The following is a 17,536-nucleotide window of genomic DNA, read 5'->3' on the forward strand; positions in this document are numbered from 1 at the left end:
GGCCTAATCGAAGCCTCGATCAGGCCGCCGGGCATCGATATACATAATCACAGGACTGCTACGCACGCCTTTCCGGCAATTAAATAACATTGAGCGAAGTAAATGAATAGCCGTTTTTTAAATCACCCTTGGAGCGGATGAGATGTTCAAGATATATTAAGTTCTGATTTCTTCATGTCACACCCAGTTTGCAGATTCGATCTTAAAAGCGACTGCCACTCTTTCAGCCCCATGGATAAGGGTCGACAGGCGGTGGTGGCCCCTCCGGTGCTGTTGGATTTCCGCAAGAATAGTTCTCGATAACATAATTTTCTGTTCTTACACCCCATGACGTGAACATGCCATTGCATCCCAAATGCTCGTAGCCTACCCTGATCCCATGCTCGTCATAATAGTGAATAATCTCTCTTTCGGCTGGTGCCGTGTAGGCAGCGGTAGCAAAGAGCGCACCTGCTAATGCTAGACCACCCATGATTCCGTAACGATTTTTCATAATCCCTCACGCAAGGTTTGCATCGACAATCACTTTACACTTCCGATGGAAGAATTTCATCCTATCAATCGGCTAAAAACGAGTCAATGCAGCACTCATAGAGTGCCACTACAATCGAAAAAAAGATGCAGACATTGGCAGTACATAAATAATGATTTGCTGATCTAAGCCAAGATAAAATACTTTTCATTACTATGAGTACGGGATATTGCACTTGCTCCGGTTTGGGATCGATCACGAAAAGTTGATTTTTCGACATCGCCCCCACCAAACGCACTGAGGGATTTTCTGCGTCTATCAAGCATGATTAGATTATGGCGTCTGTCACAAAGATTCTTCGAACAGAGGTCGCTTTAGGTAATGTACCGAGGCGCATTTCTATCACTGTCGTCAACTCAAAATAAAACGACTCGGCTATCAACCTACTATTTTCACTTCAAGACCAGCACGTCCCTCGGTCGAACGCGCAAGCGTGCACGGCACTTCCTTTCGTTGGCGCCGTCGGTTTCGGCATAGGGTGAAGCTAAATCGACGGTACTTCTACCGTCACTACCGAGGCCAGTGTAAATGTCCCACGGATAATTCTTACGGACCGCAAGCTGGACCGCTCAGAAAGGAAACGTGTTGAATGGACAGAAGAATGAGGTATCTCACGTGAGCTAAATTGCACGTTAATCACGTGCAACTGCAGTGGACAAACTATCGCTGAGGTGAAGAGATGGACCGAGATCTGTCATCGAAACTAGATCCGCAAGCCCTAATATTAGCCATTCACACGCCATTTATCCCGCCTCCACTCGCCGTCATGGTATTAAGAATGGAGCCGGCAGTTGCGGGCCAGCAAGCGAGCGACCGGTTAGCGGACAAGGCAATACAAGTGCATAACGTGAATTCTTATCCCCAGGGCTTTCTGCAATCCATATCGCCAGCAAAGATGTGGCATCGTGCCAATTATCGAATTTTCTAGCACAGGCCGGGCTGGACATGGGTCGCCTCATCAGCTCCAAGCAATTGCTATGCAACACGATTAAACTCATCCATCTATGTTGGTGACAACGTAAACGAAAACGGCCCGGCCGAAAAATCGACCGAGCCGCATTGTGCAACGTTGCGGCCAGACAGCGCCGCAACAATTGCAATGCTCGCTTAGTTGAAGCGCTTGTTGTACTCGACCGTAAAGCGAGCCGCACGCGGCGCGGTGAAGTAGGTTGGCATTTCGTACTGTGCGTAACGTGCCAGGCCAGTGTTGTAACGCTCGTTGACCTTCGAGATCGATTGGTCGTTGAACACGTTGAACACGTCAACGCGCAGCGACAAGCCATCCACGATTGCCGGACGATAGGTTACGTTCAGGTCCAGGGTCTTCTCCCATGGCAGGCGGCCCAGGGTACCGCGCGGGACCAGCACATTCTGTTCGCCGGTGGCGCCCAGGCAGTAGCGCGAAGCCGAGTTGTAGTTAGGACCGTCGTGGCCGACTGCGCTGGTGATCGGGCTCGCGCCCAGGCACGAACGCGGACGACCCGATGCCAGCAGCAGGTTGGCGCCAACGTTGATTTCCTTGGTCACTTCGACGAAGCCGAATGCCTTGATCTGGTGCTTGCGGTCGTTCGGCAGCAGGCCGTCGGCGCCGACCATCAGCTCTGGATAATCCCAGGTCTGGGTAGCGGCCACGTCACCCTGGGCAGTCGCGGTATCCGACAGGGTCTGGCCTTCGGTGTTGCCGCGGCTGCGCGCCAGGGTGTAGTTCACCTTTGCGTACCAGCCATCGCGGAAAGCATGTTCCAAGAAGAAGTCCAGTGCGGCGTAGGTACGCTTCGGCTTGTCAAAGCCCAGCTCTTCCTTGCTCAGGTGGACTTCGGTGTAGGTGCCGTTGCCCGCGTAGTCGACCAGGAAGTCGTTGTCTTCGCCCGGGTTGAAGGTAGCGCAACCGAAACCTGCATAGTTCGAGGTGTCGATGTTGTTACGCGCGGCATATGCGTCGAATGGACGGTAGTCGCAGGTATCGTCGATGGTCGAACGCAGCTTGCGGTAGGTGAACTTGGCACCGAAGTTGTAGTTCGGCGTCAGCTGACGCTCCAGGCCCAGGGTGATTTCGTCCTGGTAAGCCGGCTTCATGTCTTGCGCAGCAACGGTCTTCGGATCCTTCGCCTGGCCGAATTCGTTGTTGGACGAACCCAGGCCGGTCAGCTGAGTAATGCCGGTCGGCTGGCCGTTGGCGTCGGTGCCGGTGTAGGCAAAGTACTGGGTGGTGTTTTGCGAACCGTTGGCGCCGCGCAGGGCCACCAGGCTCGGGATCGGCACCGTGTAGCGGCCGGCGCTACCGTAGATCTTGAACGAGCTGTCGCCGTTCACGTCCCACGCCACGTTCAGGCGCGGAGCGATCTGGTTCTTCATTTCGATGTACTTCACGCCGTCCTGGTTGGCGTTGTAGAAGCCTTCACGACGCACGCCGACGGTGACCAGGAGGTCCTTGGTCGCTTGCCAGCGGTCTTCCAGGTATTGCGCATCCTGGCCTGAGAAGGCATCCGAGACGGTCGAAACGATGGTACGGCTGACGTAGTAGCCTTGGCCTGCCAGGCCGCCATACTGTCCGAGCGCAGGGATGACGACGCCGTTGTCGCTGATCGGGCGGGTGATCTGCGGCGAGCCGTCCGCGTTGGTCGCGCGCAGGTAGGTCCAGAGACCGCCGCCCGCATAGGCGTCACCCGCGTTCATCGATGCGGCCTTGTTGTTGTCGAGACCGGCGCGCAGGGTGTGGTTGCCGAGCTTGTATTCCAGGTCCAGGCGCTTGGAGGTCACTTCATCGGTTGCGCCACTGTATGGGATGCTGCCGCTGACGCGCTGGCCGCCGACGTAGCTCAGGCCTGGTGCGCGGTTTTCCGGCGATGCGGTCACCTGCAGGATGCTTGGATCGTAACCGGTCGGCACATAGATGTGGTCGGCCTTCATCTTGCCGTACAAGACGTTGACGGTCAGGTCTTCGGTGATGTTGCCAATATAGCGCAGGCTGTTCAGCTTACCGCCGTTGGCGTGGAAGGGACCGAACTCCTGGTGGATCGACGAAGCGACGTTGGCACCAACTTCGCGGGTAGTGTAGTTGTAGGAACGGTAGGTCAGGTCCGACTCAGGCAGGTCGCCGATGGCAGTGAATTCCAGGCGATGATTGTCGTTGATGTTCCAGTCCAGCTTGCCGAAGTAGCGCTTGGTCGTGGTCTCGGCTTCGCGGAAGCCATTGCTGCCAAGGGTGGTCGACGCGGTCGAACCGTTGACCAGCTTCTGGTCACGCTCGTTTTGCTCGATCGCGGCGTACATGAACACCTTGTCTTCGATGATCGGACCGCCGACCCATGCCGCGTACTGCTTCTCGGTCAGTTCGTTGTCTTCGCGGCGCTGGAACAGCGTGCCGTCAGTGCGCGGGAACGCGCCGGTATTCGAATAGTACTGGTCGCGGTACTTGGCGCGGGTCGATTTCGGGGTGATCGACGCGTAGCCGCCTGCTTCCCAGACGTTGGTACCCGACTTGGTGGTGATGTTGATGATGCCACCGGTCGAACGGCCGAATTCGGCGCCGAAGCCGCCGGTCAGGATCTGTGCCTGCTCGATCGCGCCGTACGGCAGTTCCATGCCGCCCAGCTGGGTCAGCGAGTTGGTCACGGTCATGCCGTTGATGTAGTACGAGTTCTCCGATGCCGCGCCGCCGCCCAGGCTAGGACCGGCCGGGTAGCTCGGGTCGCTGCGGGTGGTGTTCGGTGCCAGCTGGACGATCGACTCGACCGAGCGGCCGACCGGCAGGCGTGCCAGTTCGCGCGAGGTGAAGGTCGCGCCATTGTTCGAGTTCGACACGTCGATACGGTTGCGGCGGCCGCTCACCTGGACGGTAGCGGTGCCGGCAGCAGGCGCTGCTGCTGCTGCGAAGTCGGCTTCGACGCCCTGACCGGCCAGGACTTCGACCTGGGTGGTGCCGACGGTTGCGCCGCCCTTGGTCAGGGTCACGGTATAGATACCGATCGGCAGGCTCGTAACACGGAAGTTGCCGTTCGCATCCAGGGTTGCGGTACGGGTTGCGTTGGTGCCGTTGTTACGGAGGGTAACGGTATCGGCGGTGCCTGCGGCGACCTTGCCGTAAGCAACACCCGAGGCGTTGGATTGCGCCATGGCGGTCGGCGTCATCGCTACGGTAATAGCACCAGTTGCAAAAGCCAACTGCAACGCACGAACCAAAACAGTATTTCTAAACATGTGATTTCCTATTAATTGTTAGCCTGCCGGCCTACACATCTCTCTGAACCAGGCTCTTTCGGCCCTGAGCTCCACCGCCGCCTAACCTCCACGACGCACAGCAACTTCTACATAGAAATGTTACTGAAGTTACAAATAAAAACACGTGGTGCATGCGAGTGTCAACGCTAAAAGTTACATTTGTGCATTTCTGCAACGATACGTTAACGATATGCAACGAATTGATATCTAGTGGTGCGCAAATGTGCAATTATGTGGCAGGGCTGCACCAAAAAAGACGGCATCCAAACAGCATGAAAAATCAAAAAAATGTGCGACTGCAAAATTTTCGTGTGGAAAATCTCGGAAAATTTTCGCAAGGATGGGTGCAGTCATCCGTTTGAAATATCTCCTGCCTGTGCTGCAGAGCACGGAAAACGATCACTCAGCGCATTAAGATATTCACGAAACAGCAGTAGACATCAAATGGCATTCCATATTCCGCTGTCGACACGGCGGCGTCAGACATGGAAACCGGCCCGTCATGTCACAGACGCCAGCATGGCCCACAAATAAAAAAACCGCCGGTTTCCCGGCGGTTTTCAGAGGTAACGGCAGACTGCCGGCACTGTCAGGACACTGTCGTCCCGATCAGAATTTGCCGTCGTACATCACCGATATGCGCGCATAGCGTGGCGTGCTGTACGACAGCGGCAGTTCGTACGTCGAGCTGATCTCGGTGCCCGAGTTGTACGCTTCGCTCACGCTTTCGATTTCCTGGCGGTTGAACACGTTGAACACGTCCAGGCGCACCTGCAGCCCTTTCAGGAACGACGGCTTGTAGGCCAGGTTCAGGTCGAGCGTGCGCTCCCATGGCAGGTTGCCCAGGGTGCCGCGGCCGACGACACGGTTCTCGGTTACCACGCTGCCCAGGCAGTAGAAGGTCTGGTTCTCGTAGTTCGGCGAGTCGCCCGGCTCCGGTTCGCTGCCGATGCAGCTGCGTGGACGGCCCGAGGCCAGCACGGCATTGGCGCCGACCGTCAACTCCTTGGTGATATCGAAGAAGCCGAAGGCCTTGATCTGGTGCTCGCGATCGTTCGGCAGACGGCCATAGGCGCCCAGCATCAGTTCCGGATAATCCCAGGTCGAGGTCACCGCCACGTCGGCCTGGCCGTTATCCGAGCGCACCTGGCCTTCAGTATTGCCCTTGTTGCGCGACCAGGTGTAGTTGACCCGGCCGTACCAGCCGTCGCGGTAAGGATGTTCGGCGAACAGGTCGACCGCGGCGTAGGTGCGTTTCGGTTTCGGGAAGCCCTGCTCGGCGGCGGTCAGCGACACTTCGGTCAGGCGCGACGGATCGCCGTAGAAGTCCACCATGAAGGTGTTGTCGCGGCCCGGATTGAACGTCTGGCAGGCATTGCCCCACAGTGGGTTGGTGATGGTGATGCCGCGCGCCTCGGCCCAGCGCGCGAATGGACGGCCATCGCAGAAGTCGTCGATGGTTTCCTTCAGTTCGCGGTACATGATCTTGCCGCCGAAGTTGAGGGTCGGCGACCAAGCGCGCTCGAAGCCGAGCGTGACTTCGTCCTGGTAGGACGGCTTCATGTCGAGCGCCGCCAGCGCCGCCACCACCTTTTCCTGGCCGTATTCGTTGTTCGCCGACAGCGGCTGGCTGAGCTGGGTCAGGCCGGTCGGATTGCCCTTGGCATCGATGCCGCTGTACGTGAAGTACTGGCTGGTGAAGGTCGAGCGGCCGGCGCCGCGCACCGAGATGTGGGTCGGGATCGGCACCGAATAGCGGCCGGCGGTGCCGAAGATCTTGAGGCTGGCATCGCCGTTCACGTCCCAGGCCGCTGCGAGGCGCGGCTGGATCTGGTTCTTCATCTCGAGGAAGGTGACCTTGCTCTCGTTCTGGTTCTTGAACGATTCGCTGCGCACGCCCAGCGTCAGCAACAGGTTCGGGGTTGTCTGCCAGCGGTCTTCAAGGTAGAACGCGCTTTGCTCGCCGAACGAATCGGTGACGCTGGTGAAGATGCCCTTGACCACGTAAAAGCCTTGCGGACCGTAGCCGCCGCCGGTCGCCACCGCCGGTACGGTATTTCCGCCCGGTCCGCTGATCGGACGGTTCGGGGTGCTGGTGAAGGAATAGGTCCAGCGGCCGCCGCCTGCGCGGTCGTCACCCGCGTTCTTCGACTCGATCTTGGTCTGGTCCCAGCCGCCGCGCAGCATGTGGTCGCCCAGGCGGTATTCGAGGTCGATACGTGCCGAATCGACGATGTCCTTGGATCCTGGCGCCAGGATGTTGGTCATTACCGATTGCGGATTGGTGTAGGTCAGGCCGGGCACCTGGGCAGTCGGCGTGAACACGATCTGGTACTGGTTCGGATCATAGCCTTCGAAGGTGTTTTCGTGCTTGGCTTCGGAGCGGCCATACAGCGCGGTCAGGGTCAGGTCCTGGGTCAGGTTGCCGACGTAGCGCAGGGTAGCGCTTTCGCCGCCGTTGTTGGCGACATTGACGCGTTTCTGGCGTGCGGTGACGACGCCGTTGCGCGAGCGGTCGGCATAATTGAAGCCGCTGTCCGCGTATTCCACCGTCGGGGTGTCGCCCAGGGCGGTCAGTTCGAGGCGGTGGTTGTCGGTGATGTTGAAGTCGATCTTGCCCATGTAGCGCTCGAGCTCGGTGTCGCGGTCACGCCAGCCGAAGGCGGTGTTCGAGGCCGCCGACGCAGTGCGGGTACCGTTGACGTAGCCTTCCTCGCGCTCGGTCATTTCGGCCGACAGGAACATGAACAGCTTGTCCTTGATGATCGGGCCGCCGACATAGGCGCCATAGATCTTCTGTTCGCGCGTGTTGTCGCGGCGCGCCTCGTTGAGCGTGCCGTCGGTAAGCGGATTGGCGCCGGTATTGGCATAGTAGAAGTCCTTCGGGCTGGCGCGCCACTTCTTCGGTTCATAGGCGACGATGCCGCCGGCTTCCCAGTTGTTGGTGCCGCTCTTGGTGATGATGTTCACCACCCCGCCGATCGAGCGGCCGAATTCGGCGCCGAAGCCGCCGGTCAGGATCTGCGCCTCGGCGATCGCGCCGAACGGCAGCTGCGCCGCGCCCAGGCCGGTCAATGGATTGGTGACCGGGAAGCCGTTGATGTAGTACGAGTTTTCGGACGCTGCACCGCCACCGAACGAGGCGCCGCCGGCGAAGCGGCTGTCGGCGCGGGTCGTGTTCGGCGCCAGCTGGATGATGGCGTCGAGGGTGCGCGCGATTGGAAGCGCGGCCAGCTGGCGCGCATTGAAGGTCGCGCCGCTGTTGACGCTGCTGACGTCGATGGTGCGCCGGGTGCCGGTCACTTCCACGGTCTGGACGCCGCTGGCCGGGAAGATTGCCTCGGCGTTGGCGCCAATACTGGTTTCGACTTCGACAGTCGAAATCACCTGGCCATCGCGCAACTGCGAGACACGGTAGACACCGGTCGGCAGCGAAGTCGCATTGAAGCGTCCCTGCGCATCGGGCGTCAGGGTGCGGCGCAGGCCGATGGCAGGGTTCTCGATCAGAACCTGGACGTTGCCGCCTGGCGCCACGGTGCCATACACCGAAGCGGTGGCGTTCGATTGCGCCATGGCCGGCGCCATCACGGCGACAGTCAGCGCAGCACTACTGAATGCCAATCCCAGCGCATGGACTAAAACGGTCTTTTTGAACATTGTGATTTCCTGTCTTGTGTCGGCGATTCTTGTGAAACGGCCGATCGTGGTTTTTGTTTGCGAATCACTGCTGCCAGCTTATTTCCTGCTTCTCTCTCGACTTCAACGAATCAATATTCACAAAATTGATAATTCGCAAAAGACGTATGGACATAAAACCATGAGGAAACTTGCAATGTCAACGCACTGAAATATAAATGTGTCCATAAACAACAGATCATGCAACACAGATAAATACACTAAATTTTCGTTGGTCGATACGGTGCTCGACTGCACTTTTTTGGCAATCTATCGCACCGTTTTGGCTATTTATGAAATTTTCTATCAGAGTGAAGCTTTTCTGATGAAAGGTTCGTTACATTGTTTCGACTCATACGATGTGCATTCAAACCATCTCATGCTGAATAGCTGACGGATAGATGATCAGGTAATATTTTGGCGACAATATAATTTTTACTTATAATGGATAATTGGAAGCCGCCAGCTTTCTGCATCCGAAAAGCAACGCTTTCTCTTGAAACTCTGCCGTCAGGGTCATGGAATGAAAGGCCGGCTGAAGTAAAATAGCGGTTTGCCCGTCACTTTTGTCGCCTCACCAGCGACCACCTCCATGCTCCGAATTAACGAACTCAAACTCCCCCTGAACCATCCGGAACCCGCCCTGCGCGAAGCCATCCTGGCGCGCCTGGGCGTGGCGGAAGCCGACCTGATCGACTTCACCGTCTTCAAGCGCAGCTACGACGCGCGCAAGAAATCCAGCATCGTGCTGATCTACTCGATCGACGCCGAAGTGCGCGGCGAAGCGGCCGTGCTGGCACGCCTGAAAGACCAGCACGTGATGCCCTCGCCCGACACCGGCTACAAATTCGTCGACGCCGCCAGGCCGGCGCCCGGCACGCCGCGTCCGATCGTGGTCGGCACCGGCCCCTGCGGCCTGTTCATCGCCCTGATCCTGGCCCAGATGGGCCTGAACCCCTTGGTGCTCGAACGCGGCAAGATCGTGCGCGAGCGTACCGTCGACACCTTCGGCTTCTGGCGCAAGCGCAAACTGAATACCGAGTCGAACGTGCAGTTCGGCGAAGGCGGCGCCGGCACCTTCTCGGACGGCAAGCTGTACAGCCAGATCAAGGACACCAAGCATTACGGCCGCAAGGTGCTGACCGAATTCGTGAAGGCCGGTGCGCCGGAAGAGATCATGTACGTCAGCAAGCCGCACATCGGCACCTTCCGCCTGGTGAAAATGGTGGAACAGATGCGCGCCGAGATCCAGCAACTGGGCGGCGAGATCCGTTTCGAGACGCGCGTCGACGACGTCTTGATCAGCGAAGAAAACGGCGTGCGCCAGGTGGTCGGCGTGCGCCTGGCCAGCGGCGAGGAGATTCCCACCCGCCACCTGGCGATGGCGGTCGGCCACAGCGCGCGCGACACCTTCCAGATGCTGTACGACCGCGGCGTGTACGTCGAAGCCAAGCCGTTCTCGATCGGCTTCCGGGTCGAGCATCCGCAGTCGCTGATCGACGTCTGCCGCTTCGGCCCCAACGCCGGCAACAAGCTGCTGGGCGCGGCCGACTACAAGATCGTGCACCACGCCTCGAATGGCCGTTCGGTGTACAGCTTCTGCATGTGCCCGGGCGGCACCGTGGTCGCGGCGTCGAGCGAAGAAGGCCGCGTGGTCACCAACGGCATGAGCCAGTACTCGCGCGCCGAGCGCAACGCCAACAGCGCGATCGTGGTCGGCATCACGCCGGAAGACTATCCGGGCCACCCGCTGGCCGGCATCGCCTTCCAGCGCGAGCTGGAGTCGCGCGCGTTTGTCCTGGGCGGCTCGACCTACGACGCGCCGGGCCAGCTGATGGGCGACTTCGTGGCAGGCAGGGCGTCGAAAGAATTCGGTTCGGTGACGCCGTCGTTCCGCCCGGCCGTGCACCTGACCGACCTGGCGCCGTCGCTGCCCGACTACGCGATCGTGGCGCTGCGCGAAGCCTTCGTCGCTTTCGACAAGCAGATCAAGGGCTACTACAAGGAAGACGCGGTGCTGACCGGCGTCGAGACCCGCACCTCGTCGCCGATCCGCATCAAGCGGGGCGAACAAGACCTGCAAAGCCTGAACACGCGCGGCCTGTTCCCGGCCGGCGAGGGCGCCGGCTACGCGGGCGGCATCATGTCGGCGGCAGTGGACGGCATCCGCGTCGCCGAAGCCGTGGCCACCGCGATGGCCGCCAAGTGATGCCCGCCGGGCGCCAGGGCGACGCTGCAACGGCACTCGGTCCGGGCCTGGCGATCCTGGCTTCGATGGTGTCGGTGAATGCCGGCGCCGCCTGGGCCAAGGGACTGTTCCCGGTCGTCGGCAGCGAAGGCCTGACCGCGCTGCGCGTCGGCCTGGCCGCCCTGTTGCTGCTGGCCGTAGTACGGCCCTGGCGCACCCGCGTCACGCGTCTCGACGCACGCAACCTGCTGGTGTATGGCCTGATGCTGGGCATGATGAACCTGTGTATCTACCGTGCGTTCGAACGCATCCCGCTCGGGATCGCGGTGGCGATCGAGGTCACCGGGCCGCTGGCGGTGGTGATCCTGGCCTCGCGCCACCTGCGCGACTTCGTGTGGGTGGCGTGCGCAGGACTCGGCCTGTGGCTGCTGCTCCCCTTGCGCGAAGGCGCGGCTGTTCTCGATCCGGTCGGGGTGCTGTACGCCCTGGCCGCTGCCTTCTGCTGGGCGATGTACATCGTGTTCGGCAAGCGTGTCTCGACCCTGAAAGGCGGCCAGGCGGTGGCGTGGGGAATGCTGGCGGCGAGCCTGTTCGCGGTGCCGTTCGGCGTCGCGCACGCGGGTGCGGCGCTGTTCACGCCGTCGATGCTGATGGGCGGGCTGGCGGTGGCGCTGCTGTCGAGCGCCCTGCCCTACACGCTCGAGATGATGGCGCTGGCGCGCCTGCCGCAGCGGGTATTCGGGATTTTGGTCAGCGCCGGGCCCGCGATCGCGGCGCTGGCCGGGTTCTTCATGCTGAATGAACGCTTGAGCACGGTGCAGTGGCTGGCGATCGCGCTGGTGATCATGGCATCCGGCGGCGCTGCGGCAACGGCCGACCGCCGCGCGTAGGGTTGGCGGCTACGCCGCCGACGCGGTGATGGTTGGCGGTGAGATCATCCGGCTCGAAATCGGAGCCGATACCGATCACCGCGTCGGCGGCGTAGCGCGGGGCCGCCTAGGCCAACCCTACAGCCACCCTGCCCGCTTGAAGCGCCGGTACAGGTAAGCGCACACGCCCACCATCACCAGCATCGCCATCGGATAGCCGTACTTCCATTTCAGCTCGGGCATGAACTCGAAGTTCATCCCCCACACGCCGGCGAATGCGGTGAACACGGCGAAGATCGCCGCGTACGACGCCAGCTTCTTGCTGACCTCATTCTCTTCGATCGCCACCATCGACAGCGTCACCTGGATCGCGGTGTTGATGGTGTCGCGCACCGCATCGAGGCGGCCGGCGATGCGGTACAGGTGGTCGTGCACGTCGCGGAAGTAGTCTTCGGTCTCGCGCACCACGTTCGGCACGCGCCCGCCATACAGGCGTCCCACCGCATCCATCAGCGGCACCACCGCGTGGCGCAGCGTCTGCGCCTTGCGCTTGAGTTCATACAGGCGCTCGACGTTGGCGCGCTGCTTGCCCTGCATGCCGAAGATGTGGTCCTCGATCGACTCGAGTTCGGATTCGAGCATGTCGACCACCGGGAAGTAGCGGTCGACCACTGCGTCGACCAGCGCATACAGCACGAAGCCGGCGCCCTTTTTCAATTGATGCGGCTCGCGTTCGGCGCGCGCACGCACGCCGAGGAAGCCCTGGTTGGCGTCGCGCCGCACCGACAGCACGTAGTTCTCGCCGGCGAACACGGCCAGCTGGCCGACGTTCAGTTCATCGCCCGCCAGCTCCACGATCTGGACCACGACGAACAGCGAGTCGCCATACTCTTCCAGCTTGGGACGCTGGTGGCCGCGCAGCGCGTCTTCCACCGCCAGCTCGTGCAGGCCGAATTCTTCCTGCATCAGCATGATGTCGGCCGGCGCCGGATCGCGCTGGGCGACCCAGACGAAGGTATCGGGTTGTTTCAGGTATTCGCTGATATCCTCGACCGGGATATCGGACAGCTTCTTGCCTTCCTGGTAGGCGACGCAGTTGATCAGCATTGCATTGGCTTGAGACAGGCGCGGCGCGCCGATGCAAGAGCTTACACCAAACGCGCCGCGTTCCCCATCTCGGCAGTACCAGGCTACTCGTCGCGCGCGCCGTCGATCCCCAGCTCCACGATCTTGCGCGTGATGGTATTGCGCCCGATCCCGAGCCGCATCGCGGCGTCGTTCTTGCGGCCGTGCGTGTGCTTCAGGGCCGTGCGGATCAGCGCCGATTCGAACTGGCGGCCGAGGATGTCCATCACGTCCATCTGCCCCGCGCTGAGCATGCCGGCCGCCTGCAGCTCCAGCAGGCCGATCCAGCCTTCCGGCGACAGCGCCGGCGCGGCCGGCGTGGCAAAGCCGGCCGCGGCCTGCATCACCACGCCGCCGCCGGACGCCACCGGCAGCGCACCGACCATGCCGTCGGCCAGCGGGACCGGATTGAGCGAACCGGGCGCCGAGCCCTGGGTCAGGTCGCGCGGCAGGTCCTTGATCTCGACCGTCTGGCCGGGCGCCATCACGGTGATCCAGTTGCACAGGTTTTCCAGCTGGCGCACGTTGCCCGGCAATTCGAGGCCGGACAGGAAGCGCATCGCCTGCTCGCTCATGCGCTTCGGTTCGACGCCCAATTGGTGTGCGCTCTGCACCAGGAAGTGGCGCGTCAGGATCGGGATGTCTTCGCTGCGCTCGCGCAGCGACGGCAGGCGCAGGCGGATCACGTTCAGGCGGTGATACAAATCTTCGCGGAACAGGCCGTCGCGCACGCGCTGCTCGAGGTTCTGGTGCGTTGCCGCGATCACGCGCACATTGGCCTTCACCGGCTGGTGGCCGCCGACGCGGTAGAAGTGGCCGTCGGACAGCACGCGCAGCAGGCGGGTTTGCAGGTCGAACGGCATGTCGCCGATTTCGTCGAGGAACAGCGTGCCGTCTTCGGCCTGCTCGAAGCGGCCGCGCCGCATCGCCTGCGCGCCCGTAAACGCGCCGCGCTCGTGGCCGAACAGTTCCGATTCCAGCAGGTCTTTCGGGATCGCCGCCGTGTTCAGCGCGATGAACGGCTGCTGCGCGCGCGGGCTGTGTTTATGCAGGGCGCGCGCCACCAGCTCCTTGCCGGTGCCGCTCTCCCCGGTGATCAGGACCGTCACGTTCGACTGCGACAGGCGGCCGATGGCGCGGAACACTTCCTGCATCGCCGGCGCATGGCCCAGGATCTCGGGCGTCTCGGCCGGCGCGGCTTCGACGCTGGCTTCGCGCAGGCTTTCTTCCAGCGCGCGCCGGATCAGGGACACCGCCTTGTCGATGTCGAACGGCTTGGCCAGGTAGTCGAAGGCGCCGCCCTGGAACGAGGACACGGCGGAGTCGAGGTCGGAAAAAGCGGTGATGATGATCACCGGCAGGCCGGGATGGCGCGCCTTGACCGCCTGCAGCAGGTCGATGCCGGATTCGCCCGGCATGCGGATGTCCGACACCAGCACTTGCGGGGTCTCGGTCTCGAACGCGGTGAGTGCGTCGCGCGCGTTGGCGAAGCTGCGGGTCTCCAGGCTTTCGCGGGCCAGGGCTTTTTCGAGGACCCAGCGGATCGATGCATCGTCGTCGACAATCCAGATTGGTTTCATGTATTCGTGCTTCCCGCAACTTGGATTCAATAATGGACTGACGCCCTCGCCCCGCCCTGCCTGATTTGCTTATGGCAGGGGCAGCAGGATCCGGAAATCCGTCAGTCCAGGCCGGCTTTCGCACTCGATCACGCCCAGGTGCTGCTGCACGAAGGTTTGCGCCAGCGTGAGCCCCAGGCCGCTGCCGCCTTCGCGCCCGGAGACGAGCGGATAGAAGATGCGGTCGCGGATGTCGGGTGCGATGCCCGGTCCATTGTCAATGATATGCAAGTCTAGTGCCAGCCCGTAACGGACCTTCGCCAGGGTGACCTGGCGCGCCACCCGGGTGCGCAAGGTGATCTCGGCGTCGCCCTGCGCGATGCGTCCCGCCAGCGCTTGCGCGGCGTTATGGGCGATGTTCAGCACCACCTGGATCAGCTGCTCGAAGTCGCCGCGGAATTCGGGAATCGAGGCGTCGTAGTCGCGCCGGATGGTCAGGCCTTGCGGGAATTCGGCCAGGATCAGGCTGCGCACCCGCTCGCACACTTCGTGGATATTGACGTCGCCGACGATGTGCGGCTTCCTGTGCGGCGCCAGCAGGCGGTCGACCAGGGTCTGCAGGCGGTCGGCTTCCTTGATGATCACCTGCGTGTATTCCTGCAGATCGGCCAGATGGTGCGGCGGCAGCTCGAGTTCGAGCAGCTGCGCGGCGCCGCGGATGCCGCCCAGCGGGTTCTTGATCTCGTGCGCCAGGTTGCGGATCAGTTCCTTGTTGGCCTGGCTCTGGTCGAGGATGCGCTCCTCGCGGTCGAGCTTCAACTGCTGCACGTTCTCGCGCAGCTCGATCAGCAAGGTAGCGTCGCCCAGCGCGCTGACGATGCCGTTCACGTGCAGCGGCTCACGTCCGAGGCGCAGCAGGGTCAGGTCCTGGCGCAGGTCGGCGTACTGGTGCGCCAGCGCCTGGGTGGCCAGCTGACTGAGCTCGGCGCCGTTGGTGAACAGCTCGTACAGGCAGTGGCGCTGCAGGGATTTCAGCGACAGCTCCATCATGTTCTCGGCCGCCGGATTGGCATAGTGCACGTGGCCGTCGGCGTCGAGCAGCAGCACGGCCGAGGCCAGCAGGTCGAGGCCGGTGAAGCGGGCCGGGTCGTTCGCTTCGTGGGCGGAGACGGTGACGTTGGGCGGGACGTTCATGGTGGTGGTATTTGTGTAAGAGAGGCTTACCGGATATTGCCGATCTCGCGCCGCAGGGCTTCGATATTGCGCTCGGTGCGGCCGATCTCGTCGCGCATCGAAGCCACACGCTCCTGGTACTTGGCGTAGTTGCGCTCGTTGCCCTGGCGCTCCGGCTCGCCGTTGTTGAAGGTGCGTTTCAGGTCGGCCAGCTTCTTTTCTTCGATGCGCAGTTCGTCGCCCAGGATCTCGCGCCGTTCGTCGTCGCGCGCGCGCTGCTGCGAGGTTTCCACGCGCGGGAAATTGGCCGGCGAGGTGCTCGGCGCCGGCGCGCTTGAACTACTGGAGCTGCTCGGCGGACGCGGCGCCGGTATCGGCGGCGACGATGCCGGCATCGACGGGCCGGTATCGATCAGCTGGCACTTGCCGACCTTGACGTCGGTGTACAGCGGGCGGCCGTTGGCGTCGACGCAGCGGTAGATCTGGGCCTGGGCGAGATTCGATAATGGCAGCGCCAGCGCGGCCAGCGCTGGCAGCAAGACACGGCGGAATACGGTGTTTGTCATTCGGATCACTCGAGAAGCTGCACACGCAGCGTGCAGGCATTGTAGTCGCGCCCGACTATACCCGAAGCAACAAAAAAAGCGGGGAAAGCCATGGCTTTCCCCGCTTTGATCACCTTGCCGCAACGCGAACGACGTTCTTAAACAACGCCCGCGTTGGCAATGGATTACGACCGAATCTTACGACGAATAGTACATGTCGAATTCAGCCGGGTGCGGGGTCATGCGCAGACGCTGCACTTCGTTCATCTTCAGCTCGATGTAGGCATCGATCATGCTGTCGCTGAACACGCCGCCGCGGGTCAGGAACTCGCGGTCCTTGTCCAGGGCTTCCAGCGCTTCTTCCAGCGAGGCGCACACCGTCGGGATCAGCTTGTCTTCTTCCGGCGGCAGGTGGTACAGGTCCTTGGTGGCGGCTTCGCCCGGGTGGATCTTGTTCTGGATGCCGTCCAGGCCGGCCATCATCAGCGCGGCGAAGCACAGGTACACGTTGGCCAGCGGATCCGGGAAGCGGGTCTCGATGCGGCGGCCTTTCGGGTTCGCCACGTGCGGGATGCGGATCGAGGCCGAACGGTTGCGGGCCGAGTAGGCCAGCTTGACCGGGGCTTCGTAGCCCGGCACCAGGCGCTTGTACGAGTTGGTGCCCGGGTTGGTGATCGCGTTCAGCGCGCGGGCGTGCTTGATGATGCCGCCGATGTAGAACAGCGCGGTTTCCGACAGGCCGGCATAGCCGTCGCCGGCGAACAGGTTCTTGCCGTCTTTCCAGATCGACTGGTGCACGTGCATGCCCGAGCCGTTGTCGCCGTTGATCGGCTTCGGCATGAAGGTCGCGGTCTTGCCGTAGCTGTGGGCCACGTTCCAGATCACGTACTTCATGTTCTGGGTCCAGTCGGCGCGCTCGACCAGGGTCGAGAACTTGGTGCCGATTTCGTTCTGGCCGGCGCCGGCCACTTCGTGGTGGTGCACTTCGACCGGGATGCCCATCGATTCCAGGATCAGCGACATTTCCGAACGCATGTCCTGGAAGCTGTCGACCGGCGGGACCGGGAAGTAGCCGCCCTTGACGGTCGGACGGTGGCCGCTGTTGCCGCCTTCGATTTCCTTGTCGGTGGCCCACGACGACTCGTCCGAATCGATCTTGACGAAGCAGCCCGACATGTCGATCTTCCAGCGGATCGAGTCGAAGATGAAGAATTCTGGTTCCGGGCCGAAGTAGGCGGTGTCGCCGATGCCCGACGACTTCAGGTAGGCTTCGGCGCGTTTCGCGATCGAGCGCGGGTCGCGGTCATAGCCCTTGCCGTCCGACGGTTCGATCACGTCGCACTGCATGAAGATGGTGGTCTCTTCCATGAACGGGTCGAGATTGGCGGTGTTCGGATCCGGGATCAGGAGCATGTCCGAGGCTTCGATGCCTTTCCAGCCGGCGATCGACGAACCGTCGAAGGCGTGACCGGATTCGAATTTGTCCAGGTCGAAGTGCGACACCGGCACCGTCACGTGCTGTTCCTTGCCGCGGGTATCGGCGAAGCGTAAATCAACGAACTTGACTTCGTTGTCCTTAACCATTTGCATTACATCTGCGGCCGACTTTGCCATTCGGAATCTCCTAATTGAAAAAGGGATGTCGGATC

10 protein-coding genes are annotated in these 17,536 nt (G+C 61.6%); 2 read left to right on the forward strand and 8 right to left on the reverse strand.

The genetic code is table 11. From position 1 onward, the window contains the following. Positions 1–223: 223 nt before the first annotated feature. The 3 genes from QPK27_RS25420 to QPK27_RS03195 form a co-directional block, all read right to left on the reverse strand. A complete protein-coding gene (locus QPK27_RS25420) occupies positions 224–493 on the reverse strand; it encodes a DUF6289 family protein (protein WP_374047002.1) in 270 nt (89 codons plus the stop codon). Positions 494–1,639: 1,146 nt separating this feature from the next. Continuing rightward, a complete protein-coding gene (locus QPK27_RS03190; protein ID WP_290416758.1) occupies positions 1,640–4,648 on the reverse strand; it encodes a carboxypeptidase regulatory-like domain-containing protein in 3,009 nt (1,002 codons plus the stop codon). Between the two features lie 714 nt (positions 4,649–5,362). Beyond that, entirely contained in the window at positions 5,363–8,410 is a 3,048-nt protein-coding gene (locus QPK27_RS03195; RefSeq protein WP_290416759.1) for a TonB-dependent receptor plug domain-containing protein, read from the reverse strand. A gap of 610 nt (positions 8,411–9,020) precedes the next feature. On the opposite strand from QPK27_RS03195, the gene QPK27_RS03200 reads away from it, so the two are divergent. Both QPK27_RS03200 and QPK27_RS03205 read left to right on the forward strand, forming a co-directional pair. Beyond that, a complete protein-coding gene (locus QPK27_RS03200; protein ID WP_290416760.1) occupies positions 9,021–10,637 on the forward strand; it encodes an NAD(P)/FAD-dependent oxidoreductase in 1,617 nt (538 codons plus the stop codon). Next, positions 10,637–11,506: an EamA family transporter gene (locus QPK27_RS03205; protein ID WP_290416761.1), complete on the forward strand. Its 870-nt coding sequence runs from the start codon at positions 10,637–10,639 to the stop codon at positions 11,504–11,506. Before QPK27_RS03200 ends, QPK27_RS03205 begins: the two co-directional genes overlap by 1 nt. A 117-nt stretch (positions 11,507–11,623) precedes the next feature. Here QPK27_RS03205 and corA read toward each other — a convergent pair whose 3' ends face one another. The 5 genes from corA to glnA all read right to left on the reverse strand — a co-directional run bounded on the left by corA (position 11,624) and on the right by glnA (position 17,501). Then, positions 11,624–12,592: a magnesium/cobalt transporter CorA gene (gene corA, locus QPK27_RS03210; protein WP_290416762.1), complete on the reverse strand. Its 969-nt coding sequence runs from the start codon at positions 12,590–12,592 to the stop codon at positions 11,624–11,626. Between the two features lie 83 nt (positions 12,593–12,675). Then, the gene (gene ntrC, locus QPK27_RS03215; RefSeq protein WP_290416763.1) at positions 12,676–14,190 is read right to left on the reverse strand and encodes a nitrogen regulation protein NR(I); all 1,515 of its coding nucleotides are present in this window, start codon (positions 14,188–14,190) and stop codon (positions 12,676–12,678) included. Between the two features lie 69 nt (positions 14,191–14,259). Further along, positions 14,260–15,363: a nitrogen regulation protein NR(II) gene (gene glnL / locus QPK27_RS03220; RefSeq protein ID WP_290416764.1), complete on the reverse strand. Its 1,104-nt coding sequence runs from the start codon at positions 15,361–15,363 to the stop codon at positions 14,260–14,262. A 26-nt stretch (positions 15,364–15,389) separates the two neighbouring features. After that, positions 15,390–15,908 (reverse strand): DUF4124 domain-containing protein, encoded by a 519-nt coding sequence (locus tag QPK27_RS03225; protein WP_290416765.1) that lies wholly within the window; start codon positions 15,906–15,908, stop codon positions 15,390–15,392. A 177-nt stretch (positions 15,909–16,085) separates the two neighbouring features. Beyond that, positions 16,086–17,501, reverse strand: coding sequence for a type I glutamate--ammonia ligase (gene glnA, locus QPK27_RS03230; protein WP_290416766.1), 1,416 nt, complete (start codon positions 17,499–17,501; stop codon positions 16,086–16,088). Positions 17,502–17,536 lie beyond the last annotated feature (35 nt).

Origin of the sequence: Massilia sp. YIM B02443 (genome assembly GCF_030411955.1) — a bacterium.
Lineage (GTDB): Bacteria > Pseudomonadota > Gammaproteobacteria > Burkholderiales > Burkholderiaceae_D > Telluria.